This is a genomic window from Micromonospora sp. WMMA1996 (assembly GCF_002573675.1).
Lineage (GTDB): Bacteria > Actinomycetota > Actinomycetes > Mycobacteriales > Micromonosporaceae > Micromonospora > Micromonospora sediminicola.
Genome location: NZ_PDHU01000001.1, coordinates 881,359 through 903,363, shown reverse-complemented (window position 1 = coordinate 903,363; position 22,005 = coordinate 881,359). Strand labels below are relative to the sequence as shown.

The 22,005-nt window shown below is 73.3% G+C and carries 26 protein-coding genes; 11 read left to right on the top strand and 15 right to left on the bottom strand.

What is annotated here, in order from left to right:
* Positions 1–119: 119 nt before the first annotated feature.
* Positions 120–1,091 (top strand): sulfotransferase, encoded by a 972-nt coding sequence (locus COO58_RS04400; RefSeq protein ID WP_255292516.1) that lies wholly within the window; start codon positions 120–122, stop codon positions 1,089–1,091.
* 23 nt (positions 1,092–1,114) lie between these two features.
* On the opposite strand, the gene COO58_RS04395 is transcribed toward COO58_RS04400, so the two are convergent.
* Complete coding sequence (locus COO58_RS04395) at positions 1,115–1,636, bottom strand: hypothetical protein (protein ID WP_098743928.1); 522 nt, start codon at positions 1,634–1,636, stop codon at positions 1,115–1,117.
* A gap of 109 nt (positions 1,637–1,745) precedes the next feature.
* On the opposite strand from COO58_RS04395, the gene COO58_RS04390 reads away from it, so the two are divergent.
* From COO58_RS04390 to COO58_RS04380, 3 genes are read left to right on the top strand one after another with little or no spacing between them, the layout of a single operon-like run.
* Complete coding sequence (locus tag COO58_RS04390; protein ID WP_098743926.1) at positions 1,746–2,150, top strand: GntR family transcriptional regulator; 405 nt, start codon at positions 1,746–1,748, stop codon at positions 2,148–2,150.
* Positions 2,147–3,055, top strand: a complete 909-nt coding sequence (locus COO58_RS04385) for an ABC transporter ATP-binding protein (protein ID WP_098743924.1) — start codon at positions 2,147–2,149, stop codon at positions 3,053–3,055. Before COO58_RS04390 ends, COO58_RS04385 begins: the two co-directional genes overlap by 4 nt.
* On the top strand, positions 3,052–4,116 hold the full coding sequence (locus COO58_RS04380; protein ID WP_098743923.1) for an ABC transporter permease: 1,065 nt from the start codon (positions 3,052–3,054) through the stop codon (positions 4,114–4,116). Before COO58_RS04385 ends, COO58_RS04380 begins: the two co-directional genes overlap by 4 nt.
* 3 nt (positions 4,117–4,119) lie before the next feature.
* Here COO58_RS04380 and COO58_RS04375 read toward each other — a convergent pair whose 3' ends face one another.
* Positions 4,120–5,232, bottom strand: a complete 1,113-nt coding sequence (locus COO58_RS04375; protein WP_098746087.1) for an NAD(P)/FAD-dependent oxidoreductase — start codon at positions 5,230–5,232, stop codon at positions 4,120–4,122.
* Between the two features lie 30 nt (positions 5,233–5,262).
* Here COO58_RS04375 and COO58_RS04370 point away from each other — a divergent pair, with 30 nt between their 5' ends.
* The gene (locus COO58_RS04370) at positions 5,263–5,988 is read left to right on the top strand and encodes a TetR/AcrR family transcriptional regulator (protein ID WP_255292515.1); all 726 of its coding nucleotides are present in this window, start codon (positions 5,263–5,265) and stop codon (positions 5,986–5,988) included.
* 22 nt (positions 5,989–6,010) lie between these two features.
* Here COO58_RS04370 and COO58_RS04365 read toward each other — a convergent pair whose 3' ends face one another.
* Positions 6,011–7,186, bottom strand: coding sequence for a Fic family protein (locus COO58_RS04365; RefSeq protein ID WP_098743921.1), 1,176 nt, complete (start codon positions 7,184–7,186; stop codon positions 6,011–6,013).
* 124 nt (positions 7,187–7,310) lie between these two features.
* Between COO58_RS04365 and COO58_RS04360 the strand changes: the two genes are divergently transcribed.
* From COO58_RS04360 to COO58_RS04350, 3 genes are read left to right on the top strand one after another with little or no spacing between them, the layout of a single operon-like run.
* Positions 7,311–7,778 carry a DUF4442 domain-containing protein gene (locus tag COO58_RS04360; protein WP_091583186.1) on the top strand — a complete coding sequence of 156 codons (468 nt, stop codon included), beginning with the start codon at positions 7,311–7,313 and terminating at the stop codon, positions 7,776–7,778.
* A gap of 48 nt (positions 7,779–7,826) precedes the next feature.
* A complete protein-coding gene (locus tag COO58_RS04355; protein ID WP_098743920.1) occupies positions 7,827–8,579 on the top strand; it encodes a beta-phosphoglucomutase family hydrolase in 753 nt (250 codons plus the stop codon).
* The gene (locus tag COO58_RS04350; RefSeq protein ID WP_098743918.1) at positions 8,576–10,948 is read left to right on the top strand and encodes a glycoside hydrolase family 65 protein; all 2,373 of its coding nucleotides are present in this window, start codon (positions 8,576–8,578) and stop codon (positions 10,946–10,948) included. The genes COO58_RS04355 and COO58_RS04350 overlap by 4 nt, the downstream gene beginning before the upstream one ends.
* 45 nt (positions 10,949–10,993) lie before the next feature.
* Here the strand turns inward: COO58_RS04350 and COO58_RS04345 are convergent, their stop codons facing one another.
* From COO58_RS04345 to COO58_RS04335, 3 genes are all read right to left on the bottom strand, one after another.
* Positions 10,994–11,173 carry a hypothetical protein gene (locus COO58_RS04345; protein WP_091583174.1) on the bottom strand — a complete coding sequence of 60 codons (180 nt, stop codon included), beginning with the start codon at positions 11,171–11,173 and terminating at the stop codon, positions 10,994–10,996.
* Between the two features lie 62 nt (positions 11,174–11,235).
* Positions 11,236–11,583, bottom strand: a complete 348-nt coding sequence (gene trxA, locus COO58_RS04340; protein ID WP_091583171.1) for a thioredoxin — start codon at positions 11,581–11,583, stop codon at positions 11,236–11,238.
* Complete coding sequence (locus COO58_RS04335) at positions 11,553–11,945, bottom strand: MerR family transcriptional regulator (RefSeq protein ID WP_098743917.1); 393 nt, start codon at positions 11,943–11,945, stop codon at positions 11,553–11,555. The genes trxA and COO58_RS04335 overlap by 31 nt, the downstream gene beginning before the upstream one ends.
* Before the next feature lie 468 nt (positions 11,946–12,413).
* Between COO58_RS04335 and COO58_RS04330 the strand changes: the two genes are divergently transcribed.
* Entirely contained in the window at positions 12,414–13,076 is a 663-nt protein-coding gene (locus tag COO58_RS04330) for a dienelactone hydrolase family protein (protein WP_098743915.1), read from the top strand.
* 2 nt (positions 13,077–13,078) lie between these two features.
* Here the strand turns inward: COO58_RS04330 and COO58_RS04325 are convergent, their stop codons facing one another.
* On the bottom strand, positions 13,079–14,200 hold the full coding sequence (locus tag COO58_RS04325; RefSeq protein ID WP_098743914.1) for an AI-2E family transporter: 1,122 nt from the start codon (positions 14,198–14,200) through the stop codon (positions 13,079–13,081).
* A 129-nt stretch (positions 14,201–14,329) separates the two neighbouring features.
* Between COO58_RS04325 and COO58_RS04320 the strand changes: the two genes are divergently transcribed.
* On the top strand, positions 14,330–14,512 hold the full coding sequence (locus COO58_RS04320; protein ID WP_091583159.1) for an antitoxin: 183 nt from the start codon (positions 14,330–14,332) through the stop codon (positions 14,510–14,512).
* Between the two features lie 59 nt (positions 14,513–14,571).
* On the opposite strand, the gene COO58_RS04315 is transcribed toward COO58_RS04320, so the two are convergent.
* The 5 genes from COO58_RS04315 to COO58_RS04295 form a co-directional block, all read right to left on the bottom strand.
* Positions 14,572–15,186 (bottom strand): C39 family peptidase, encoded by a 615-nt coding sequence (locus tag COO58_RS04315; protein ID WP_091583156.1) that lies wholly within the window; start codon positions 15,184–15,186, stop codon positions 14,572–14,574.
* A 155-nt stretch (positions 15,187–15,341) separates the two neighbouring features.
* Positions 15,342–15,755, bottom strand: coding sequence for a pyridoxamine 5'-phosphate oxidase family protein (locus COO58_RS04310; protein ID WP_098743912.1), 414 nt, complete (start codon positions 15,753–15,755; stop codon positions 15,342–15,344).
* A gap of 43 nt (positions 15,756–15,798) precedes the next feature.
* Complete coding sequence (locus COO58_RS04305) at positions 15,799–16,140, bottom strand: YkvA family protein (protein WP_098743911.1); 342 nt, start codon at positions 16,138–16,140, stop codon at positions 15,799–15,801.
* A 40-nt stretch (positions 16,141–16,180) separates the two neighbouring features.
* Positions 16,181–17,017 (bottom strand): hypothetical protein, encoded by an 837-nt coding sequence (locus COO58_RS04300; protein ID WP_098746086.1) that lies wholly within the window; start codon positions 17,015–17,017, stop codon positions 16,181–16,183.
* A gap of 134 nt (positions 17,018–17,151) precedes the next feature.
* Positions 17,152–17,544 (bottom strand): hypothetical protein, encoded by a 393-nt coding sequence (locus COO58_RS04295; protein ID WP_098743909.1) that lies wholly within the window; start codon positions 17,542–17,544, stop codon positions 17,152–17,154.
* Positions 17,545–17,753: 209 nt separating this feature from the next.
* On the opposite strand from COO58_RS04295, the gene COO58_RS04290 reads away from it, so the two are divergent.
* The gene (locus tag COO58_RS04290) at positions 17,754–18,362 is read left to right on the top strand and encodes a lipocalin family protein (protein ID WP_098743908.1); all 609 of its coding nucleotides are present in this window, start codon (positions 17,754–17,756) and stop codon (positions 18,360–18,362) included.
* Positions 18,363–18,413: 51 nt separating this feature from the next.
* On the opposite strand, the gene COO58_RS04285 is transcribed toward COO58_RS04290, so the two are convergent.
* From COO58_RS04285 to COO58_RS04275, 3 genes are read right to left on the bottom strand one after another with little or no spacing between them, the layout of a single operon-like run.
* Positions 18,414–20,711: an FtsX-like permease family protein gene (locus COO58_RS04285; RefSeq protein ID WP_218012335.1), complete on the bottom strand. Its 2,298-nt coding sequence runs from the start codon at positions 20,709–20,711 to the stop codon at positions 18,414–18,416.
* Positions 20,708–21,391, bottom strand: a complete 684-nt coding sequence (locus tag COO58_RS04280) for an ABC transporter ATP-binding protein (RefSeq protein ID WP_091583138.1) — start codon at positions 21,389–21,391, stop codon at positions 20,708–20,710. Before COO58_RS04280 ends, COO58_RS04285 begins: the two co-directional genes overlap by 4 nt.
* Positions 21,388–21,912: a PadR family transcriptional regulator gene (locus COO58_RS04275; RefSeq protein ID WP_098743906.1), complete on the bottom strand. Its 525-nt coding sequence runs from the start codon at positions 21,910–21,912 to the stop codon at positions 21,388–21,390. The genes COO58_RS04280 and COO58_RS04275 overlap by 4 nt, the downstream gene beginning before the upstream one ends.
* Between the last annotated feature and the right edge of the window lie 93 nt (positions 21,913–22,005).

The following is a 22,005-nucleotide window of genomic DNA, read 5'->3' as shown; positions in this document are numbered from 1 at the left end:
CCCCCGTCCCGGTCGCTGCGAGCCGTCGTGTCGAGTGGAGCATGTGCGCGCCGCCCGTGGGGCACCCGGGCCGACAACTCGGTTGCCGGACCGCCGGGCGCAGGGATTGACTACCTGCCATGCCGTCCCCCTTTCCGGTCTTCGTCGCCGGTACGGGCCGTTCGGGAACGTCACGGATCGCCGACATCATCGGCCAGCACCCGTTGATCCACCGGATCCCCATGGAGACCAGGTTCCTCGTCGACCCGGGTGGCCTGCGGGACCTGACCGACGCGCTCACCTATCGGTACGACCCGGTCGTGGCCGAGGACGCCCTGCGGCGACTCGCCGAATTCCTCACCGTGCGACTGCCCGGCCGGCGGGACGATCGTGGCAGGACCGTCCCCGAGTTGGTCGGCGAGCGGTGCTACCGGGACGCCGTACACCAGCTCTGGCCCCAGTTGATCGCGGAAGCGTACGACGAACCCGCGCCGCGGGAGGGGTTCGGGAACGGCGACCGGCCCGCGGGACCGTTCGCGCCGGTGAGTCGCCGGCGGGTGCTGCCCCGATACTTCCGTGACCGGAGCGATCTGGTGGCGATCCTCCGGGGCCTGGTCGACACCCTGTTCGGTGGGGCGGCCGCCGACGCGGGCAAGCCGACCTGGTGCGAGAAGACGCCGTTCAACCTGCTCAACATGGACTTCCTCTGGGAGCTGGTGCCCGAGGCGACCATCGTGCACATCACGCGTCACCCGGTCTCGGTGCTCGCCTCCCACCTGGACCAGCCGTGGGCGCCGCCGACCGTGGACGGCGTGCTCGCCTACCTCAAGCCGGTCTATCACCGGTGGCTGACCTGGAAGCAGACGGCCGACCTGGCGGGCCGGCGTTACGTCGAGGTGAAGGCGGAGGACCTGGCCGCCGACTGGCCCGGGCAGCGGCGCGCCCTGTTCGCACGGCTCGGGGTGGACGACGTCGTCACCGCGTCCACGTTCCAGTCGCACCGGCTGACGCATCGCGCCGACCCGTTCGACGACGAGACCCGCAGATCCATCGAGGAAGCTCTCGGCCCGGTCATCCCCGCCATGGGATACGGGTACAGCACGGCTTCCTGACCTGACCCGAGCAGCACCGGGCCTCACCCACGGCGTAGTTCGCGGAGCACGCCGTGTCGGCGCAGCGCCCACGCCAGGCGCCGCGCGCTCGGGTGCCGGACGAACAGCACCGCCGCCCGACGGATCAGGCCGAACCGGTTGTCGCGCACCTGGTCGTCGACCGCCCGCCAGATCAGCTCGCGCACGTCGGCGCTGTCCAGCACGGCCCGCATCTCCCGCCGTACCGCGGGGTCTTCCGCCGCCGACGTGACGGCGGTGACCTGGGCCGGCCGGTCGGCGATCGGCTCCACCGCCGCGGCGACGAGCGGCCGGCGTACGGTGTCCCGCTCCAGCAGCAGCAACACCGCCTCCCGGACCTCGGTGGTCTCCAGGCCGGAGCGCAGCAGGCCCAGCAGGCTCCGCTCGACCTCGCGGTCGCGGTCCGGGAGTGACAGCGCGGCCAGCAGCACGGTCACCTCGTCGAGGTCGACGAGGTGGCGCAGCCCGTCGCGGAACTCCGGCAGGGCCCACGCCACCGTCAGCCCGCGTGCGAGATCGCGGTTCATGGCGTCTGGCTACCCGGAGTCGGCGGTCGCCGAAACGCCGTGCGGGCGTTGCCATACCGCTTGGCTGGTGTTCTACTTAACCATAACAATCTGACGGAGGGTCACCAGTGTGATCAACTTTCATGTCGACCGGTCCAGCAGCGTCCCCGCGTACGCCCAGCTGGTGCGTCAGGTCCGCGAGGCGCTGCGGATCGGGACGTTGCGGCCCGGGGACCAACTCCCCACCGTGCGCAGCGTGGTGACGTCGTGCACGGTCAACCCGACCACCGTGCTCAAGGCCTACCGGGAGCTGGAGCTGTCCGGCCTGGTGGAGGCGCGGCAGGGGGCGGGCACCTTCGTCAGCGGGACGCTCGGCCACGCCGATCCCCATGTCATGGCCCGACTGCGGGGCAGCCTGGCCCGGTGGCTCGGCCAGGCCCGGGAGGCCGGCCTGGAGGACGAGGACGTCCAGGCGCTGCTCGCCTCGGTGATCGGGGAGAACGAGGCGCTCCGGAACAAGGAGGGCGCGGCGTGAGCGGCCAGCCGGTCGCCGTCGAGGCCCGCGACCTCAGCCGGCGCTACGGCGCGGTGTGGGCGCTGCGGGAGTGCGACTTCGCGTTGCCGGCGAACCGGATCGTCGCGCTGGTCGGCGCGAACGGCGCGGGCAAGTCGACGCTGCTGAGCATCATCGCCGGCACGTTGGCGGCCACCGGCGGCACGCTGCTCGTGCACGGCCGGCCGGTGGCGCGGGGCCGGTCCACCGACGGGGGGAGCAGGGTCGCGATCCTGGCTCAGGACAAGCCGCTCTACCGCGACTTCACCGTGTCGGACATGCTCCGCTTCGGCCGGTCGACCAACCGCGTGTGGGACCAGCGGCGCGCGCTGTCGTGGCTGAGGCGCTTCGACGTCCCCCTGGACCGGCGCTGCGGCAAGCTGTCCGGCGGGCAGCGGGCGCAGGTCGCGTTGGCGGTCGCGCTGGGCTCCCGCCCGGCGGTGCTGCTGCTGGACGAACCCCTCGCCAACCTGGACCCGGTGGCCCGCACCGAGGTGACCGGCGAGTTGATGGCGGAGGCCGCCGAGGACGACATGACGGTCATGCTGTCGACGCACATCATCGCCGAGCTGAGCGGCGTCGGTGACCACCTGCTGCTGCTCGACGCGGGTCGGCCCGTGCTCACCGGCGACGTCGAGGACCTGCTCGACGGCCACGTCCGGATGACCGGACCCCGCGCCGACCAGCCGCCCGGCCCGGGCACGGTCGTTCAGGCGCAGCACACCGAACGCCAGTCCACCTTCGTCGTCCGGCGGCCGGCGGCACCGACGGCGCACGCCGTCGTGGCACCCGGCTGGACCGTCCAGCCCGTCGCCCTGGACGAGCTGATCCTGACCTACCTCCGGGCATCGTCCCGGGCGCCGCACGAGCGGGAGGCAGCCGCATGAGCCAGGCCACCGAGGTGTCCACCGCCGCGAGCCACCAGGACGACCTCGGGTACGCCGGTGGCGTACGCGGTCTGCTCTGGCTGACCTGGCGTCAGCACCGCTGGACCCTGATCGGCACGTTGATCCTGGCGGCGGTCCTGGTGGGCTGGATGACCTACCTGTCGGTGGAGCTGACCAGCCTGTGGCACCAGTGCCACGAGACGTTCTGCCCGGAGGACTCGCCGCAGGGCCGGCGGCTCGGGGGATCGTCCCCCCTGGTCATGACCCTGGCCGCCCTGTCGTTGGTGGTGCAGTGGATGCCGCTGCTGATCGGCGTGTTCGTCGGCGTCCCGGTGCTGACCAGGGAGCACGAGCAGCGCACCCTGCTGCTGGCCTGGAGTCAGGACGTCTCCCCGCAGCGCTGGCTGTGGACCAGGCTGGCGCTGCTCGGCCTGTTCGTGGCCGCCGTGACCTCGGCCGTCGCCGGCGTCAGCGACCATCTGGAGCGACTCCAGGCCCGGCTCGCCCCGGTGACCCTGTTCGACTACGGGCCGTTCGTCAACACCGCGATGCTGCCGGCCGTGACCAGCCTCTGCTGGTTCGCGGTGGGAGCCGCGCTCGGCGCCGCGATCAGGCGCACGCTCCCCGCCGTGTTCGGCGTGATCGTGGGCTTCGTCGGCCTGTCCTACCTGGTCCGGTGGCGCTACCCCACGCTGCGCGAGCCGCTGACCGCGCACCGGCCCATCGGCGGGCCGAACCTCGACGTGCTGCGCGACAACGCCCTGGTGGTCAAGGGCGGCATCATCGACTACGGGGTCGACGGGCCGTCCGGCGCGTTCGACGCCTCCGGGCGCGAGCTGAGCGGCGTCGAGCTGCAACAGCTCTGCCCGCCCGACAACGGCACCGGCCGGACCTTCGCCTGCTTCGCCGAGCACCACCTCCAGCAGCACCTGCAATACCAGCCGGGCAGCCGGATCCCCGAGTTCCACCTGATCGTCGCCGGCGGCTACCTGGGCCTGACGGCGCTGGCGCTCGTCGCCGTCTGGTGGCTCGTCCGCCGCACCGACCTCAGCGCGGGTTGACCCTCAGGTCCCGGCGGGCCGCGGGGTGAAGAAGCGGACGATGTCGTCGGCGGCGGTGGGGGACAGCATCATCGCGTGCACCCGAGCCGACATCTCGGCGATCGGGCGGATCCGGGCGAACATCGCCTCCTCGTACGCCCGGATCGCCGCATCGGGGTCGGCGGGCGCGGCGGCCAGGCGGGCGGCGAGGTCGGCGGCGTCGCGCATCGCCTGGTTGGCACCCTCGCCGACCGGTGGCAGGAGGTGCGCGGCGTCACCGATCAGGGTCACGCCCGGGCGGTGGGCCCAGCGGATGTCGGTGGACATGGCCTCGATGGTGCGTGGCGCCGGCGAACCGTCGGCGGCGTGGATGAGCGCGGTGAGGCGGGGGTGCCAGCCGTCGAACAGGTCGAGCAGGGCGCGCTTGCTGCGGTAGGTGTCGACCGGGTGGTCCACCGCCGGTAGGGAGACGCCGACGCGGATGCGGCCGTCGCCGAGGCGTTGCGCGGACAGGACCCGCCGCGCGCCCATGCCCCAGAGGTTGCCGGGGCCGACCATCTCGGCGACGTCCGGGTGGTCCCGGTCCGCGTTCCGGATCGTCAGCTCCACCAGGGTCGAGATGGCGGACGGTGCGGCGTCGGTCAGCAGCGACCGGACGACCGAGCGTGCGCCGTCCGCGCCGATCAGGAGGTCGCAGTCGGCGCGGTGACCGCCGTCGAACGTCAGCCCGAAGCCGCCGGCGGCGTGCGGTGACACGGCGACGAGCCGCCGGTGCCAGGTCACCGCGTCGGCGGGGAGCGAGTCGAGCAGGAGGTCCCGGAGCGCCCCGCGGTCGATCTCGGGGCGGCCGGCGAAGGAGCCCGGATCCGGCCTGTGGTGCACGAGGGTGCGTCCGGCCGGGTCGAGGATGCGGTGTTCCTCGCCCTGCGGTCGCGCCTCGGACCGGAAGCGCTCGGTCAGCCCCGCGTCGGCCAGGGCCCGCTGCCCCGACTCCGGGTGCAGGTCGAGCGAGCCGCCCGAGGCCCGTGCGGACCGGGTCGCCTCACGTTCGTAGACCACGGCGTCGATGCCGTGCCGGTGCAGGATCCGGGCCAGCGTCAGGCCGCCCAGGCCCCCTCCGACGATCGCGATGCGCATCCACGCCTCCCTTGCCGTACACTGTATTTCGTGGATACACCGTACGGTAGCGTGCCGTTGCCGGTCTGGGAACGGCCCGAGCCCCGGCCGCGGGCGACGCCGGTGCCACTGACCCGCGCGCAGATCGCCGACGCCGCCGTCCGGCTCGCCGACGCGGGCGGCCTGGAGGGGTTGTCGGTCCGCAAGCTGGCCAAGGAGCTGGGCGTCGGGCCGATGCGGCTCTACGACTACGTGGCGAACCGGTCCGAACTGCTCGACCTGATGGTCGACGCCGTCTACGCCCAGATCGCCGACGCCGACCGGCACAGCGGATGGCGCGACACGGTGCTGGCGGTCATGCGCCGGACCCGCGCCGCCGCGCTCGACCACGAATGGTTCCCCGACCTGCTCGGCGCGCGGCCCCACCTGGGCCCGCACGCGCTCGCCGTGGCCGAGACGACCGCCGCGGCGCTCAGTCAGGCCCCGGGGGTACGCGACGTGGACGACCTCCAGCGGGCCCTCGGCGCGCTCAACGCGTTCCTCGTCGGTGCGCTCCGCCGGGAGATCGCCGAGCGGCGCACCGCCCGCGCGACGGGGGCCGACCTGTCCGCCTGGCAGGCCGCCCACGGCCCGTACCTGACCCGCATGCTCGACACCGGCCGCTATCCCACCGTCGCCCGGCTCGTCGTCGACGGCGCCCACCTCGACGCCGAGGACACCTTCCAGCGCAACCTGACCACCGTCCTGGACGGCGCCGCCGGCCGTCCGCGGAGGTGACATCGAGGGGTGTCGCCTACCGTCACGACGATTTCTCGACGTCGGTCGAGGCGGCTTCGGTCGCGAGAGTGATCGGCATCTTCGGGTAGGGATCCTTCACCGGCGCCCTGCCCGCTCGGGCTCGTGCGCGTAGTTCGACCAGCGAGGAGCCGGCGACGTAGTGCCGTCCGCGCCGCTCACCCCGTGCTTCCAGCAGGCCCTGCTCGGCCAGGTGGGTCAGGTCCCGTGTCGCGGTCCGTTCCTCGATGCCGGCGAGCTTGACATAGCCGGACCGCCGGACGCGGTATCCCAGGACCGCCTCGTAGAGCAGGTCGGTCACCCGCTCGGGGAGCCTTCTCTCCGCGACGATCGAGTCCAGTTCCGACCAGATCCCGGACGCTTCCTGGAACCGTCGGGCGACCGTCTGCGCCTGCATGTGATGGGCTCGCAGATTGAACGACACCCAGAGGTGTGCTGATCCTTCGGGATTCCAGTGCCCACGACCGGTCGCGGCCAGCACCCGGTAGTAGTCCTCCGTGTTGCTGCCCAGCCATTCCTCAATGCTGGAGAAGGCCGGCTCCACGATCGCCCGCCGGGAGAGCACCAGAGTCTGCAGTGCCCGTGCCATCCGTCCGTTGCCGTCCCGGAACGGATGGATCATGACGAGATTCAGATGCGCCATGGCCGCCTTGACGAGCGGTGAGGCAGTGGCATCCGACCGCAGGTCATCGGCCAATTCGTCCATGAGGTGAGGCACGTCGTCGGCGTCTGCGCCCTCGTAGACCCGTTCGTCGGTTCGCTCGTCGTGCACGTAGATCGGGCCGGTGCGGTACTGCCCCGGGCTCTTGCCCAGGTCATGGGACAACATCATGTAGTGCATGCTCCGGATCACCGACGGTTCGAAGCGGAAGTGCGGATCACCGGCGGTTTGCAGCACGTAACCCAAAGCCTGTCGATAGCCTCTGATCTCGGCGAAGGTGCGCTCGTCGGCGCTGAGCGGCTCCTCGTCGTCCAGCGCTGCTGCGGCGTCGTCCTCGGCGACGACATAACCCTCGATGCTGTTCGAGCCGAGAATGGCGCGGGCCAGCATCGTGCGCCGCAGCCCACCGGTCCAGCGTCGTGGCGTGCGGAGGACGTCGGCCAGTGAGCGACGCATCTCGTGCACCTCGGCCAGGACGCTCCGGTCGTGGTCGTCGAGGTGGGGGGTGGCGTAGATCATCTAAGGTCCTAATGTCTCTTTGTTGGAGACAACTTTACCCCTCATCGTGGGCCGATGGCTTTTACAAAGAGACATTGAGCCAGCGTGTCTTGCCCGTGTTGTTACTGGCGAGTAGCGTTCGGGCATGTCCATCGACTCTCGCCAGGTGGCGGCCGGTCTCCTCGAAGCCGTGCCGTTCGCCCGCACGCTCGGAATCGAAATCGTCGAGGTGGCGCCCGAGGCCGAGGGTGGGGTCCGGGCCGTGGTCCGCCTCCCCGACGACCCGGCGCACCACAACCACGTGGGCGGCCCGCACGCCGGCGCCATGTTCACGCTGGGTGAGACCGCCTCCGGTGCGGTGGTCCTGGCCGCGTTCGGGCAGGTGCTCGACCGGGCCGTACCCCTGGCCGTGACCGCGACCATCCGCTACCTCAAGGTGGCGATGGGGCCGGTGCGGGCCACCGCGCGGCTCGGGCGTCCGCCCGCCGACGTGCTGGCCGAGCTGGACGCCGGCACGCGGCCCGAGTTCCCGGTCGAGGTGGAGATCGGCACCGAGGACGGCACCGTCACCTCCGCGCTCACCGTCACCTGGACGCTGCGCCCCAACCGCTGACGCGTCGAATCGGGTTTGCCCGGCCGACGGCCTGGATAGATTCAGGCAATGCTGGGCCTACCCGCGCACGTGACCGCGTGTCTCTTCGATCTGGACGGTGTGCTGACGCAGACCGCCAAGGTGCACAACGCCGCCTGGGCCGAGACGTTCGACGCGTTCCTGCGACGCCGGTCGGCCGAGACCGGCGAGCCGTTCCGCCCGTTCGACAGCGGACCGGACTACAACCGGTACGTGGACGGAAAGCCCCGCGCCGACGGCGTGCGATCGTTCCTGGCCTCACGCGGCATCACGCTGCCCGAGGGCGCGCCGGACGACCCGCCGGAGGCGGACACCGTCAACGGCATCGGCAACCGCAAGAACGTCGTGCTGCTCCAACGGATCGAGCACGACGGGGTCGAGGTCTACGACGGCTCGGTGCGCTACCTGGAGGCCGCGACCCGGGCCGGGCTGCGCCGGGCGGTCGTCTCGGCCAGCGCCAACTGCGCCGCCGTGGTGCACGCCGCCGGGCTGGACCGCTGGCTGGAGGCCCGGGTGGACGGGGTGGTCGCCCGCGAACGCGGGCTGCGGGGCAAGCCGCACCCGGACACGTTCCTCCAGGGCGCGCGGCTGCTCGGCGTCGAACCGGCGAACGCCGCCGTCTTCGAGGACGCGCTCGCCGGGGTGGCGGCCGGTCGAGCCGGCGGCTTCGGGTGCGTGGTCGGCGTCGACCGGGTCGGCCAGGCCGACGAGCTGCGCGCGCACGGCGCCGACGTGGTGGTCACCGACCTCGCCGACCTGCTCGCCCCGGAGCCGGCCGCGTGATCCGGGAACGGGCGTACCCGGTCGAGCCCTGGCACATCCGCGAGGTGCGCCTCGACATGGACGTGCTGGCCCAGTCCGAGTCGGTCTTCGCGCTCTCCAACGGGCACATCGGCCTGCGCGGCAACCTCGACGAAGGGGAGCCGCACGGCCTGCCCGGCACCTACCTGAACTCGTTCTACGAGCTGCGTCCCCTGCCGTACGCGGAGGCCGGCTTCGGCTTTCCCGAGTCCGGGCAGACCATCGTCAACGTCACCAACGGCAAGCTGATCCGGCTGCTCGTCGACGACGAGCCGCTCGACGTCCGCTACGGCGAGCTGCTCGCCCACGAGCGGGTCCTCGACCTGCGCGCCGGCACGCTCCAGCGGGAGGTGCACTGGCGCTCGCCCGCCGGCCGCGAGGTCAAGGTCCGCAGCACCCGGCTGGTGTCCTTCACCCACCGCTCGGTCGCGATGATCAACTACGAGGTAGAGGCGGTCGACGGGCCGCTGCGGCTGATCCTCCAGTCCGAGCTGGTGGCGAACGAGTCGCTGCCGCCGCAGAGCCGCGACCCCCGGGTCGCCGCCGTCCTCGAATCGCCGTTGCAGGCCGAGGAGGAGCTGACCACCGACGACGGTGGCCTGCTCATCCACCGCACCAAGGTCAGCGGCCTGCGGGTCGCCGCCGCGATGGGGCACGACGTGCACGGCCCGGAACGCACCACCATCGAGTCCGAGGGCTACCAGGACTGGGTCCGCACCACCATCGGCTGCGTGCTCAAGCCCGGCGAGAAGCTGCGGGTGGTCAAGTACCTCACGTACGGCTGGTCCAGCCGCCGGTCGCTGCCGGCGCTGCGCGACCAGGTCGGCGCCGCGCTGTCCTCCGCCCGCCTCGACGGCTGGGACGGAATGCGCCGGGCGCAGCGGGAATACCTCGACACGTTCTGGGACGCCGCCGACGTGCGGGTGGAGGGTGACCCGGAGGTCCAGCAGGCCGTCCGGTTCGGGCTGTTCCACGTGCTCCAGGCCGGCGCCCGCGCGGAACGGCGGCCGATCTCCGCCAAGGGCCTCACCGGCCCCGGGTACGACGGGCACGCGTTCTGGGACACCGAGATGTTCGTGCTGCCGGTGCTCACGTACACCCAGCCGGGCGCGGTGCGGGACGCGTTGCAGTGGCGCTACGCCACGCTCGCCCAGGCGCAGGAGCGGGCCCGCACCCTCAACCTCGACGGCGCCGCCTTCCCGTGGCGCACCATCGAAGGGCCCGAATCGTCCGCGTACTGGCCGGCCGGGACCGCCGCGTTCCACATCGCCGCCGACATCGCCGACGCGTTGCGCCGTTACGTGCTGGTCACCGGCGACGAGGCGCTGGAACGGGAGATCGGGCTGGAACTGCTGGTGGAGACCGCCCGGCTGTGGCGGTCGCTCGGCCACCACGACCGCGCCGGCCGGTTCCACATCGACGGGGTGACCGGCCCGGACGAGTACACCGCGGTGAAGAACGACAACGTCTACACCAACCTGATGGCCCAGCGGAACCTGCTCACCGCCGCCGACTGCGCGATGCGCTACCGGGACCAGGCGCTCGACCTCGGCGTCACCGAGGAGGAGGCCGCCGCCTGGCGGGACGCCGCGAACGACATGCACGTCCCGTACGACGCGGACATCGACGTGCACGAGCAGGTGGAGGGTTTCACCCGGTTGCAGGAGTGGGACTTCGAGCACACGCCGCCGGAGAAGTATCCGCTGCTGCTGCACTACCCGTACTTCGACCTGTACCGCAAGCAGGTGGTCAAGCAGGCCGACCTGGTGCTGGCCATGCACTGGCGGGGCGACGCGTTCAGCCCCGCCGAGAAGCTGCGCAACTTCACCTACTACGAGCGGCGCACCGTCCGCGACTCGTCGCTGAGCGCCTGCACCCAGGCGGTGCTGGCGGCCGAGGTCGGCTTCCCCGAGCTGGCCCACCGCTACCTGCGCGAGGCCGCGCTGATGGACCTGCACGACCTCAACGAGAACACCCGCGACGGGGTGCACATGGCGTCCCTGGCCGGCGCCTGGATCGCGCTCGTCGCCGGCTTCGGCGGGCTGCGCGACCACGACGGGACGCTCTCCTTCACGCCCCGGCTCTCCAGCCGGCTCAGCCGCCTGGAGTTCTCGCTCCAGTGGCGGTCCATGCGGTTGCGGGTCGACGTCCGGCCGCACCAGACCACCTACTCGCTGCGCAACGGCGGCCCCGACACGGTGCTGGACCTGCTGCACCACGGCCAGCCGCTGCGGGTCACCTGCGCCCGACCGGTCACCGTGCCGGTGCCGCCGGCCCACCCGTCCGGCCCGCAGCCGGAACAGCCGCAGGGTCGGGCTCCGCTGATGCACCTGCCGGAACACCTGAGCTGAGCGGCCCCACCGTTCGTGTCGGCGGGGCCGCCCGGTGCCCGTACCTCAGAACTGAGGGCCGTTGGACGGACGCCCGCCGGCGTCCCGCGGCGCGGTCGCGCGCGGGTCGTCGGAGGTACGCGCCACGGCGGCGCGGTCGGCCCACTCCGGCGAGCGCTCCAACTCCTGCTTACGGCGTTCCTGGTCGCTGAGTTCCCGCTCCCGGGACCTGTCCTTCTTCGCCATCGGAGATCCTCGCGATCGGTCGGGGTCCGTGGTCACCCCGCGCGTTCCCGCCCGGCGGCGGCTCAACCGTCCAGGTGACCGGCGAAGCTCTGCCGGAGGTGGTTCTTCGGCCGCGACCCGACGATGGAGCCGACCACCTCGCCGCCGCGGAAGACCAGCATCGTCGGGGCGGACATCACCTGGTAGGCCCGTGTGGTGGCCGGATTCTCGTCGGTGTTGACGGTCACGAAGCGCAACGCGTCACCGAACTCCTCGGCCAGCTCGGCCAGGTGCCTCGACACCACGCGGCAGGGCGGGCACCACTCGGCCCAGAAGTCGACCACCACCGGCCGGTCGGCGGCCAGCACGGCGGTCGCGAACGTGGCGTCCGTGACCGCCGTCAACCGGCCGGTCTGCGTGTCCTGAGGCATGTTTCCTCCCGATGGGCGATCGCGCGGGCGAGCTGGTCGTGCAGCCGGCGGCGGACCACGCCGAGCCGGTCGAGGTAGTCGTCCACCTCGGCCAGCTTGCGGCGCAGCACCGCCACCGAGTCGGGACAGACGTCGCCGGAGTCGTGGCCGGCGCGCAGGCAGGCGACGAACGGCCGGATGTCGTCCAGACCGAACCCGATCGCCAGCAGGGAGCGGATCTCGTGGACGACGCGCAGCTCCGCCTCGTCGTAGACCCGGTATCCGTTGGCCGACCGGCGCGGTCGGACCAGCCCCTGCGTCTCGTAGTAGCGCAGGGTCCGGGCGCTCGTGCCGGCCCGCTCCGCCAGCTCACCGATCCGCATGGGCGTTCCCCCGTCCGTCTCTGGTGCCGACGCTAAACCTTGCCGCCGACGTCAAGGCAACCCCGCCGACCAGTCGACAGGACGCGTCACCTGCCCTGCGCACGGCAAGGTGGGGATGCGCGGTCACCGTCAGTAGCGAGCTCGTGGGGCGATCGCCGAATGACTGATATACCGCTGAGTCATTTTCATGACCCAGCGGTATATCGGCCAGAGGTGACGTGTCGCCGCGCGAGCCGGGGCCGTCGGCATGTGGCCGGTGGGCCGAGGGCCGGCCGCGAGTCGGGTCCGGCCGCGAGTCGTTCGTGCTATCAGCTCGAAAGGCGGTGCGAACCCAGTCCTCGTCCGAGCCGGGCAGCCCGGCCCGGTCGCGGGCCACGTCAGGTTCGATGCGGAGTCGGGCCGTCGCCGCACGGCGGAGCTGAGGGTTGACCTCATGATCGCGGGAGAGGGGGGTATGGGGGAGCGGGGGTGAGGGGTGTGCGTGAGGTTTCGGTGCCGGTTGTCGAGGGTGGGCTGGTGGGGGACGTGTCGGTGCCCTCGGGGGCCGGCGGGGTGGTGCTGTTCGCGCACGGGAGCGGCAGCTCCCGGCACAGTCCGCGCAACGTCGCGGTCGGGCAGGCGCTGAACGCGCGCGGGCTCGCCACCGTGCTGGTGGACCTGCTGACCGTCGACGAGGAGGCGCGCGACGAGGTCACCGCGGAGCTGCGCTTCGACATCGGGATGCTCGCCGAGCGGCTGGCCGGGATCGTCGACTGGATGAGTGCCGACCCGGAACTCGGGCGGCTCCCGATCGGGCTCTTCGGCGCCAGCACCGGGGCGGCCGCCGCCCTGGTCGCGGCCGCCACCCGACCCGAGCGGGTGGGCGCGGTGGTCTCCCGGGGCGGCCGACCGGATCTGGCGGGCAGCTCCCTGACGGCGGTACGCGCGCCGACGCTGCTGCTCGTCGGCGGGCTGGACGAGCAGGTGATCGTGCTCAACGAGCAGGCCCGGGACGCGCTCGGCGAGGTGGCGGAGCTGCGGATCGTGCCCGGCGCCACGCACCTGTTCGAGGAGCCCGGCACGCTGGAGCAGGTGGCCGACCAGGCCGGCGCCTGGTTCGTCACCCACCTGCGCCAGCCGCACCCGGCCTGACGTCAGCCGGTGGCCTCGGCCCGACGGGTGACCTCGCTGGAGCGGTGCCGTTGCACGGTGTCCAGCACCCGCCAGAGCACGGCGGCGATCGGCACCGAGACGAACGCGCCGGCCACCCCGGCGACCAGCGTGCCGGCGGTGACCACGACCAGGATGACCGCCGGGTGCAGCTGCACCTGCCGCCGCATCACCAGCGGCTCCAGCAGGTTGCCCTCGATCTGCTGCACCGCGATCACCGCGGCCAGCGTGAGCAGCGCCGTGGTGGGACCGTTGGCGGCCAGCGCGACCAGCACCGCCACCGCGCCGGCGACGGTGGCGCCGATGATCGGGATGAACCCGCCGAGGAACGTGATCAGGGCCAGTGGCAGCGCCAGCGGGACGCGCAGCACGACCAGCGCCAGCCCGATGCCGAGGGCGTCGATCGCCGCGATGATCATCGTGCCCCGGCTGTACGCGCCGAGCGTCCGCCAGCCGGCCCGGCCCGCCTCGGCGGTCAGGTCGCGGCGCGGGCCGGCCAGCCGGCGCAGCACCCAGCGCCACATCGAACGGCCGTCCTTGAGCAGGAAGAAGAGCAGCACCAGCCCGAGCAGGAGCGAGCCGACCACCTCGGCGGCGCGGCGGGCGCCGGAGACGGGATCGGGCGCGCCGCTGCTCAGCCCCTGGCGGACCTGCTCGACCAGCCGGTCGAGCTGCTGGTCGGTGACCGGGAGGGTCGAGGTGACGAAGTCGCGGCTGCGTTGCAGGCCCTCGTCGAGCTGCTGGCTCAACTCGCCGAACTGGCTCGCCGTGAGGTTCCAGACCAGGGCGCCGACGCCGACCAGGATGCCGAGCAGCAGCAGGATGGAGAGCAGGGCGGCGAGCGCGGCCGGCACCCGCAGCCGGCGCAACCGGACCAGGACCGGGTCGAGCAGCGCGGCGAGGAAGAGCGTGCCGGCCAGCGCCACGGCCAGCGGCGCCAGCAGCACCGCGACCTGCCCGAGCAGCCACAGCCCGGCCGCGATCACCAGGAGGCAGGCGCTCCAGGTGACCGCCGTGCGTACCGGCCAGGGCAGCCCGGCCCAGGTCTGCCGGGGTCCGGTCGTCGGGGCCGGCCTCGCCGGCTCGGGCGTACCAGCGTCGTCCACGTCGCCTCCTCGATCGTGGCCGTTGGTACCCGACGGGCGCGAATCCGACACCCGGGCGGTGACCGCCCGTCCGGTGTTTGTGCCCCCGGCCTCAGGGAAGGCTTTCAACGTACCGAAGGGAGAACCGACATGAGCGACTTCATGGACAAGGCCAAGGACTTCGCCGACAAGCACGACGAGCAGGTCGACAAGGGGCTGGACAAGGCCGGCGACATGGCCGACCAGCGCACCGGCGGCAAGTACGACCAGCAGATCGACAAGGGCGTCGACATGGCGCAGCAGCGCACCGGCGAGGGCGACACCGGCCGCTGACCACCCGACGGATCACGGGCCGGCCTCCACGCGGAGGCCGGCCCGTTCGGATCCGGTGGTCAGGAGCTGTAACCGCGGCCGGCGATCCAGTTGGCCAGCTCGGTCACGTCCATCCAGTACGTCGGCTCGTCCGGTCGGGCCGGATCGGCGATCAGGACCTTGTTCCCGTCGTCCTCGTACCGCACGACGGTCAGGTAGTGGCCCGGGTAGCTGTGCTCCACCCCGTCGACGTCCCGCGCGCCGCCCAGGATGTTCGCCACCACCGGCCGGTCCGCGTCCACGGCGGCCCGGATGTCCGCGCGCAGGCGCTCGACCTGCTCCCGGGTGGCCACGTCGTCGCGGATCTCGGTGGTCTTGTACTTGCCGCCGGTGTACTCGTTCAGCACCCGGGTGATGTCGATGGCCGAGTCGGTGCCGTTCTCGGTGGTGCCGAGCTTGGCCGCCAACTCGTCCTGGCTGACGTCCTTGCCCTCGGCCGACAGCGCGATCCGGGTCGAGGCCGGACCGCAGTAGAAGAAGTTCGGCTGCGCCTGGTACTCGAAGTCGGCGCTGCGGTCGCCCTTGCCCTTCACCGGGGCCGGGGCGGCGTGGGCGGCGGCCGGACCCGCCACGGCGCTGCCGGCGGCGGCCAGGCCGGCGACGGAGAGCAGGCACCTACGGATGATCGGGTTCATGGCGAGGCTCCATTCGGGGGTCGACGCTCCGGTCGGGGAGACGCGGCACCGGGAGTGGCGCTCGGCGTACGGAGAGTGCAACCGCCCTGCTCGGCCGCCCATTTCCGGCCGTGGTCCGGACCACGGTGGAAACGGACAGACGGCGCGCCCGGGCCTCAGTCGGGCAGGCTGCCGAGCAGTCGGGTCACCGCGATCTCGATGACCACCCGCTCGGGGTTCGGGCGCGGCGTGCGGTAACGCTCGGCGTACCGGCGCTCGGCCTCGGCCACCGACCCCGGGTCGCGACGCACCACCGCACGGCCCTCCACGGTGAGCCACCAACGGCCGTCGACCTGGCACACCGCCACCGGCGTGCCGGCCGTGCCGGCCGCCGCCACGTGCCGTGCCTTCGCCGAACCACCCGAGGTGATCACACGGGCCAGGCCCGCACCGGGGTCGAAGGTCACCCCGACCGGTACGACGTGCGGGGAGCCGTCGGCCCGCAGCGTGGTCAGCGTGGCGAGGTGCCGGTCGGCGAAGAAGCGGGCGACCCGCTGGTCGTGCGGATCCAACCGGTGGTCGCCGGGCATGCCGTCTCCTCGCTCGCCGTGCTCCTGTCGAGCTGATGATCGGTCATCGACGCGGCGTGACACCCGGCGGGGCGGGCAGAGTGGCGGCCGGGGCGGGACCCGCCGCGCGCTGCGCCGCCCGGTGCTTCGCGGCCAGCCGGCCCAGGTAGAACAGCGCGCCGGCGAGCACACCCATGTCGTCCAGGTAGATCGGGTCGGGGAGCAGGTCCACCGGCAGGATCGTGTAGATCAACGCGCCGTAGAACGCGACCTTTCCACCGGCGCCGAGCGCACCGAGCATGCGGCGGGTGCGGACCACCCGGACGGCGAGCAGCACCGCCCCGACCAGCGTTGCCGCCGCGACGACGGCGGCGAGTGCGACCAGCACCCAGGCTTCACGGGACACACCACCACGCTAGCCGAGCCGGGCCGGCGCCGCCCGACGGTCAGTACGCCGCCACGGCCGCCCGGCCCCGGGCCACCGGGCTCAGCTCCCGGGTGATCTCGGCACCCGCCGCCCCGGTCGGCAGCTCCCGGGTCGTCTCCGGCCCGGCGAAGCCCACGATGGAGAGCGCGGCCTGCGGCTCGGCGACCGGGTGCAACGCCGCGAACGCCTCCTCGCGCAGGCTCCGCGCGGCGGCCGCGGCCGTCTCGGCGGCCCGCCATGCGGCCTGTTCCCGCTCGGCGGCGGCGCGGTGGCGGGCGAGCAGGTTGTCCCGGACCAGGCGACGCAGCAGCAGCTCCTGCTCCACCGGGTGCCGGCTCGGGTCCCAGCCGTTCCCGCCGAGGATGTCGCTGAGCTGCCGCACGGTGATCTCCTTGCGCCACTGGGCGTCGAGCGCCGCCCGGTGCAGCCAGCGCTCCCGGTCCGCGTACTCGGCCGGGGTGCGGGCGGTCCGGGGCAGCGGCAGCGCCGCGGCGGCGGCCAGCCGGTCCACGTCCTTCTCCGCCGCCTGCCAGGACCGCCACGCCTCCTCGGCCTCGTCCTGGGCGGCCAGCCACTCGGTCCGGCTCCGCTCGGCGGTGGTCGCCGCGCGGGACGCGGCCACGGCCACCTCGTCGGCGTACCGGCGGCGTTCCCGGGCCCGCTCGCGAGCCTGCTCGGCCAGGTCGATGCTGCTCGGTCGGGCGGCCTCGCTGATCCGCTCGCCGAACACCGAACGGAACCGGGTCGGGCGGACGACCAGCGCGGCGACCACGACGGCCGCCACCGCGAGCAGGGCCAGCCAGATCACGGCGGCGGCGGGGACGTCCGGCAGGACGGTGGAGAAGACGGTCTGCATCACCAGCACCTCGGGTGGAACGATCGACGATCAACAGTTGGGGGCCCGGAAGTCGGGCGGAGTGCGTCGTGGCGGACGCGATGGGACGCGCGGCAGGGCGGGGAGCGTCGGGGCGTACCGGAGAGGTGGCCCGGTCAGGCGCGCGGCGGCCCACGCCGGGCGATCGCGGCGCGACCCGGCTCGGTGACGGCCCCGACCTCGACGGCCGGGACCGGCGCGGAGGCGTCGGCGCCGGACAGGCCGACGACGGCCGGACCGGTGGAGGCCTGTGCGGTGGCCCCGGCGGTGAGTGCCGTGGCTGCGTCGGTGGCGATCCCGGTCGACGCCGGGGCAGCGAGTGTCAGCCCGACGGCGCTGGTCACGGACGCCTCGACCGCCGTGACGGCGGAGCGTGCGGGCGCGGCCGGAGCGGGCGCGGCGGCCAGGCCCTGAAGGCCGGCGATGAGCACCAGGCTGGCCACGGCCGTGCGGGCGATCCGGCGCAGCGTCGCCGTCCAGGTGGACGGGGCGAACGCTACGGGCAGCACCGTCTCAACCTATCGGGTGATGCCGGCTCCCGCAGCTCGACGATCTTGCGGGTTACGTGAGCCGGCCCACGGGTCGCTGTGGACGGACCTTCTTCTTCGCTCCGGACCGGCCCTACGGATGCATCGACAACGATGAGATTGTCGATAGTTTTCCGCCGCCCCGGTCGGGCACACTTCCGCCGTCGACCCCCCGATCGCGAGGAGAAGCCATGGGAGCACGCCGCACCACGACCGCCCTGGTCGCCGCGCTGGCCGCCGCCACCGTCACCGCCCTGGGCGCCACCCCCGCGCAGGCCGCGACCACGTCGGTCGACACCGGTCCGCTGCGCCCGGTGGCCGACGTCGACGTGACCCGGTACGCGGGCGACTGGTACCAGGTGGCCGCGATCCCGCAGTGGTTCGAGATCCAGTGCTTCAAGAACGTCAAGGCCCGGTACGACGTCCAGGCCGACGGCACCGTCGGCGTCCGCAACACCTGCCGGACGATCGTCGGCACCACCAGCACGGTCACCGGACGCGCCCGGAGCGAGAACCCGCCCGCCGACTCGGCGCTGACCGTCTCCTTCATCAACCTCGGCGGCCGGTGGATCTACCTGGGCGGCCCGAACTACGTGGTGATCGGCCTCGATCCCGACTATCGCTGGGCGGTCGTCGGCGACCCCGACCGCAGCAGCGGCTTCGTGCTGTCCCGGGAGGCGGCGCTGGACGCGGCGCAGCTCGCCGACGTCAAGGCGACGCTCACCGACAACGGCTACGACCTCTGCGACTTCCGCACCACCCGGCAGGACGGCGGCGCCAGGGCCGGCGCCTTCTGCTGACCGGGCGACGACGACCCGCCCGGCTCCTGGGCTGCCGGGCGGGTCGTCGACTCACTCCACCCGCAGGCCGTCCGGTCGGGTGAGCCGCCACAGCACCGGCAGGCTCGCCGCGGTCACCAGCAACACCACCGCCGCGCCGAGGCTCGTGCCGAGCCCGACCACGGGCCAGGTCACCACCACCGGCGCGCCGACCATGACGAGCAGAACCGCACCGGTCGCCGTACCGACACCGGCCGCGAGCACCAGACCGACGAGCACCGGTACGCCCGTCTGGGCGAGCACGGACCAGCCCAGCACCCGCCGGGGGGTCCCCACCGCGACCAGGGCGGCCAGCAGCGGTCGCCGGTCCCGGAGCTGTTCCAGGACGCCGACCAGCAGGCTGATCCCCAGCAGCAGCAGGGTGATCACGGCGCCGGCGGTCAGGCCGGTCCGCACCTTGGTGAAGCCCGGGTCCTCCTGCACCGCCCGGAACTCCAGCACCTGCCCGATCGGCGGATCGATCGTCGCCACCGTGGCGCGGACCCGCTCCACGGCGTCCCGGTCGGCCGGGTCGAAGGTGAGCAGCGTGGTGGCGTTCAGGTCGCGTTCCGGCAGGCCGGTGGCGGCCGTCGGGGTGAGCAGCAGCGCGGACTGGGCCCGTCCGCCCGCCGGGTCGGTCCGGGCCGGCACGATCCGGGTCGCCACCGGGATGGTCCAGTCCTCGTCCAGGCGGAGCCGGCCGCCGGGCTCGACGCCCGCCTCGGGGTCGCCGGAGCGGGCGAGGAACACGTCGCCGTCCGCACATCTGTCCACCTCGGCGTACTCGGCCAGTGCCGCGCAGTCGCCGACCCGTACCGTCACGACCGCGTCCGGGCTCGTTTCCCCCGCCGGGGCGGCGGCGGTGTGCAGCGTGGCCGCACTGCCGGTCACGCCCTCGACGGCGGCGAGCCGGTCCAGCGCGGCGCGCGGATCGGCGACGCCCGGGAGGTTCACCATCGCCTGGGCGCGCGTGAGGTCCTGACCGGACGGCCGGCGGAAGTCGTCCTGGACGCCGGCGATCAGCATCTGCAACCCGATCGTGCCGGCCACCGCCACCGCCACCCCACTCACCAGACGCGCCGAGGTGGCGCTGTCGAGTTGGAGCCGACGTACCGCGAGCTGCCAGCCCGGCGGGCCGCCACGCAGCGGCCGCACCACCAGGTCGACCAACCAGGGCAGCACCGTGACCGTGCCGGCCAGCAGCAGCACCGCGCCCGCCGCGATCCGCCAGTCGGCGGTCGGTGACCGCTGCGCCCCGGTCGCCGGGTGGAGCAGGCCGAGACCGACGACGGGGAGCAGCAGCCGCCACCAGAGCCGGCGGCGTGCCGGGCGACCCCGGCGGGTCACGCCGAGCGGCTCCACGGCGACCCGGCGCAGCGCGAGCAGCGCCACCGCGATCGCGAGCGCCGGCACGGCCAGGACCACCAGCGCCACCAGGGGAACCGCCGGTCGCAGGTCCGCCGGGTAGACGCTGTAGTCGGCGAACGAGACGAACCAGGCCAGCTGCCGGCCGGCCAGGAACAGCCCGCCGCCCACCACCAGGCCGAGCAGCGCGGCGGCGGTCGCCTCCCCGGCCGCGATCCGCCGCACCATGCCGTGGTCGGCGCCGAGCAGGCGGATGGCGGCGAGCCGGCGGTCCCGTTGGTCGCCGCCGAACCGGACCGCGGCGCCGAGGAACACCACGACCGGCAGCAACAGCACCACGAACACGACCACCACGAGCAGGTTGAGCGTCGGACCCAGTTCCTCGCCCGGGCCGCCACCACCGAACCGGTCCAGGCGGCCCGCCCACTCCTCGGTCAGGTCGGCCCGGCCCGCGTACCAGGCCAGCTCGTCGGGGCCGGAGAGGCCGGCCGCGCCGATGACGCCGACCACGCGGGCGCCGCCGAGACGGGCGGCGAGCAGCGGCCCGTCCGGGGAGTCGAGCACGGCACGCAACGCCGGGGAGACGACCGCCTCACCCGGGCCGGGCAGGGCCGTCAGGCCGGGTGGCACCGGCGCGTCCGGACCCTCCGGGCGGACGAGCCAACCCCGCACCATGCGCTGCCGGAACTGGCTGTCGGCGTGCAGGACCAGCAGGGTGTCCGGACCGGCGGGTAGCGCGGCGCCGGCGAACGGCTCGCTCCTCGCGGCGGTGCGTTCGCCGCGGCTGTCGATCGCCCCCGGCACCGCGGCGGCGAGCAGCAGCATCGCCACGCCCACCCCGACGCCGAGCGCGGTGAGCAGCGTGCGCGTCCATCCGGCACGCCCGCCGGTGACCGCCATCCGCGCGCCCATCAGCAGGTCACCGAGGCCGGCGCCGACCGGTCGGCCTGGCACTGTCGCGCTCACGCCACCTGCTCCAGGCTGCGGGTCCGCCCGTCGCGGACCACCACCTCCCGGTCGGAGTACGCCGCCACCCGGGTCTCGTGCGTCACCAGCAGCACCGCCGCTCCGGTCTCCCGGGCGGCACCGGCGAGCAGGCGCATCACCCGTTCGCCGTTGAGCGAGTCCAGCGCGCCGGTGGGCTCGTCGGCGAAGACCACCCGGGGGCCGGTGACCAGCGCCCGGGCCACTGCGACCCGTTGCCCCTGACCGCCGGAGACCTCACCCGGCCGCTTGCCGGCCACGTCGACCACCTCCAGACGGTCCAGCCACTCCCGGGCCCGCCGCTCCGCCTCACGCCGGGCGACCCGCTCCAGCCGCAGCGGCAGCGCGACGTTCTCCAGGCAGGTCAGCTCCGGTACGAGCTGCCCGAACTGGAAGACGAAACCGAACTCCCGGCGGCGCAGGGCACTGCGCTCGGCGTCCGACATGGCGGTCAGGTCGGCGCCCCGGTAGCGCACCCGGCCGGTGTCCGGCGGCACGATTCCGGCGAGACAGTGGAGCAACGTCGACTTGCCGGACCCGGACGGCCCCATCACGGCCACCACCTCGCCGGCCGCGACGGCCAGCGACGCGCCGGCGAGCGCCGGGGTCGGGCCGAAGGAGCGGTGCAGGTCCTCCGCCACCAGCAGCGCGTCCGCGCTCATCGGCCGACCTCCCGGGCCAGCTGGTCGAGCCGGGACGCGGTCAGCTCCAGCCAGCGCAGGTCCGCCTCCAGGTGGAACAGCGCATGGTCGCAGACGAGCTGGTCGGCCAGGTCGCCGTGCGTCTTCCTGCGGGTCAGCTCCCGCATCAGCCGCAGATGCTCGGCGCGCTGGACGTCCAGCAGATCCGCGGCCGGGCGGCCGGTCAGCAGCGCGAGCACCACCTTGGTGTAGAGCACGCTGTGCAGGTAGGGCTCCGGCTTCTCCGGCTGGGCGAGCCACCGCTCCACGTCGGTGACACCGGCCTCGGTGATCGCGTACCGCTTGCGTTCCGGGCCCTCGCCGGGCTCCACCGCGTCGACCTCGACCAGTCCGTTGCGCAGCAGCCGGGAGAGCGTGGAGTAGACCTGCCCGAAGGCGAGTGGACGGGCCTGGCCGAAGCGCTCGTCGTACGCCCGTTTCAGGTCGTAGCCGTGGCGGGGACTGGCTTGCAGCAGCCCGAGGAAGGTGTGACCGATCGACATGACCGGCACTATACACAGTATGTATACGCTCTAGGTATACCCGCCCGCGCGACGGCGAACGGCGCGACTCCCGCCGGGGAGCCGCGCCGTTCG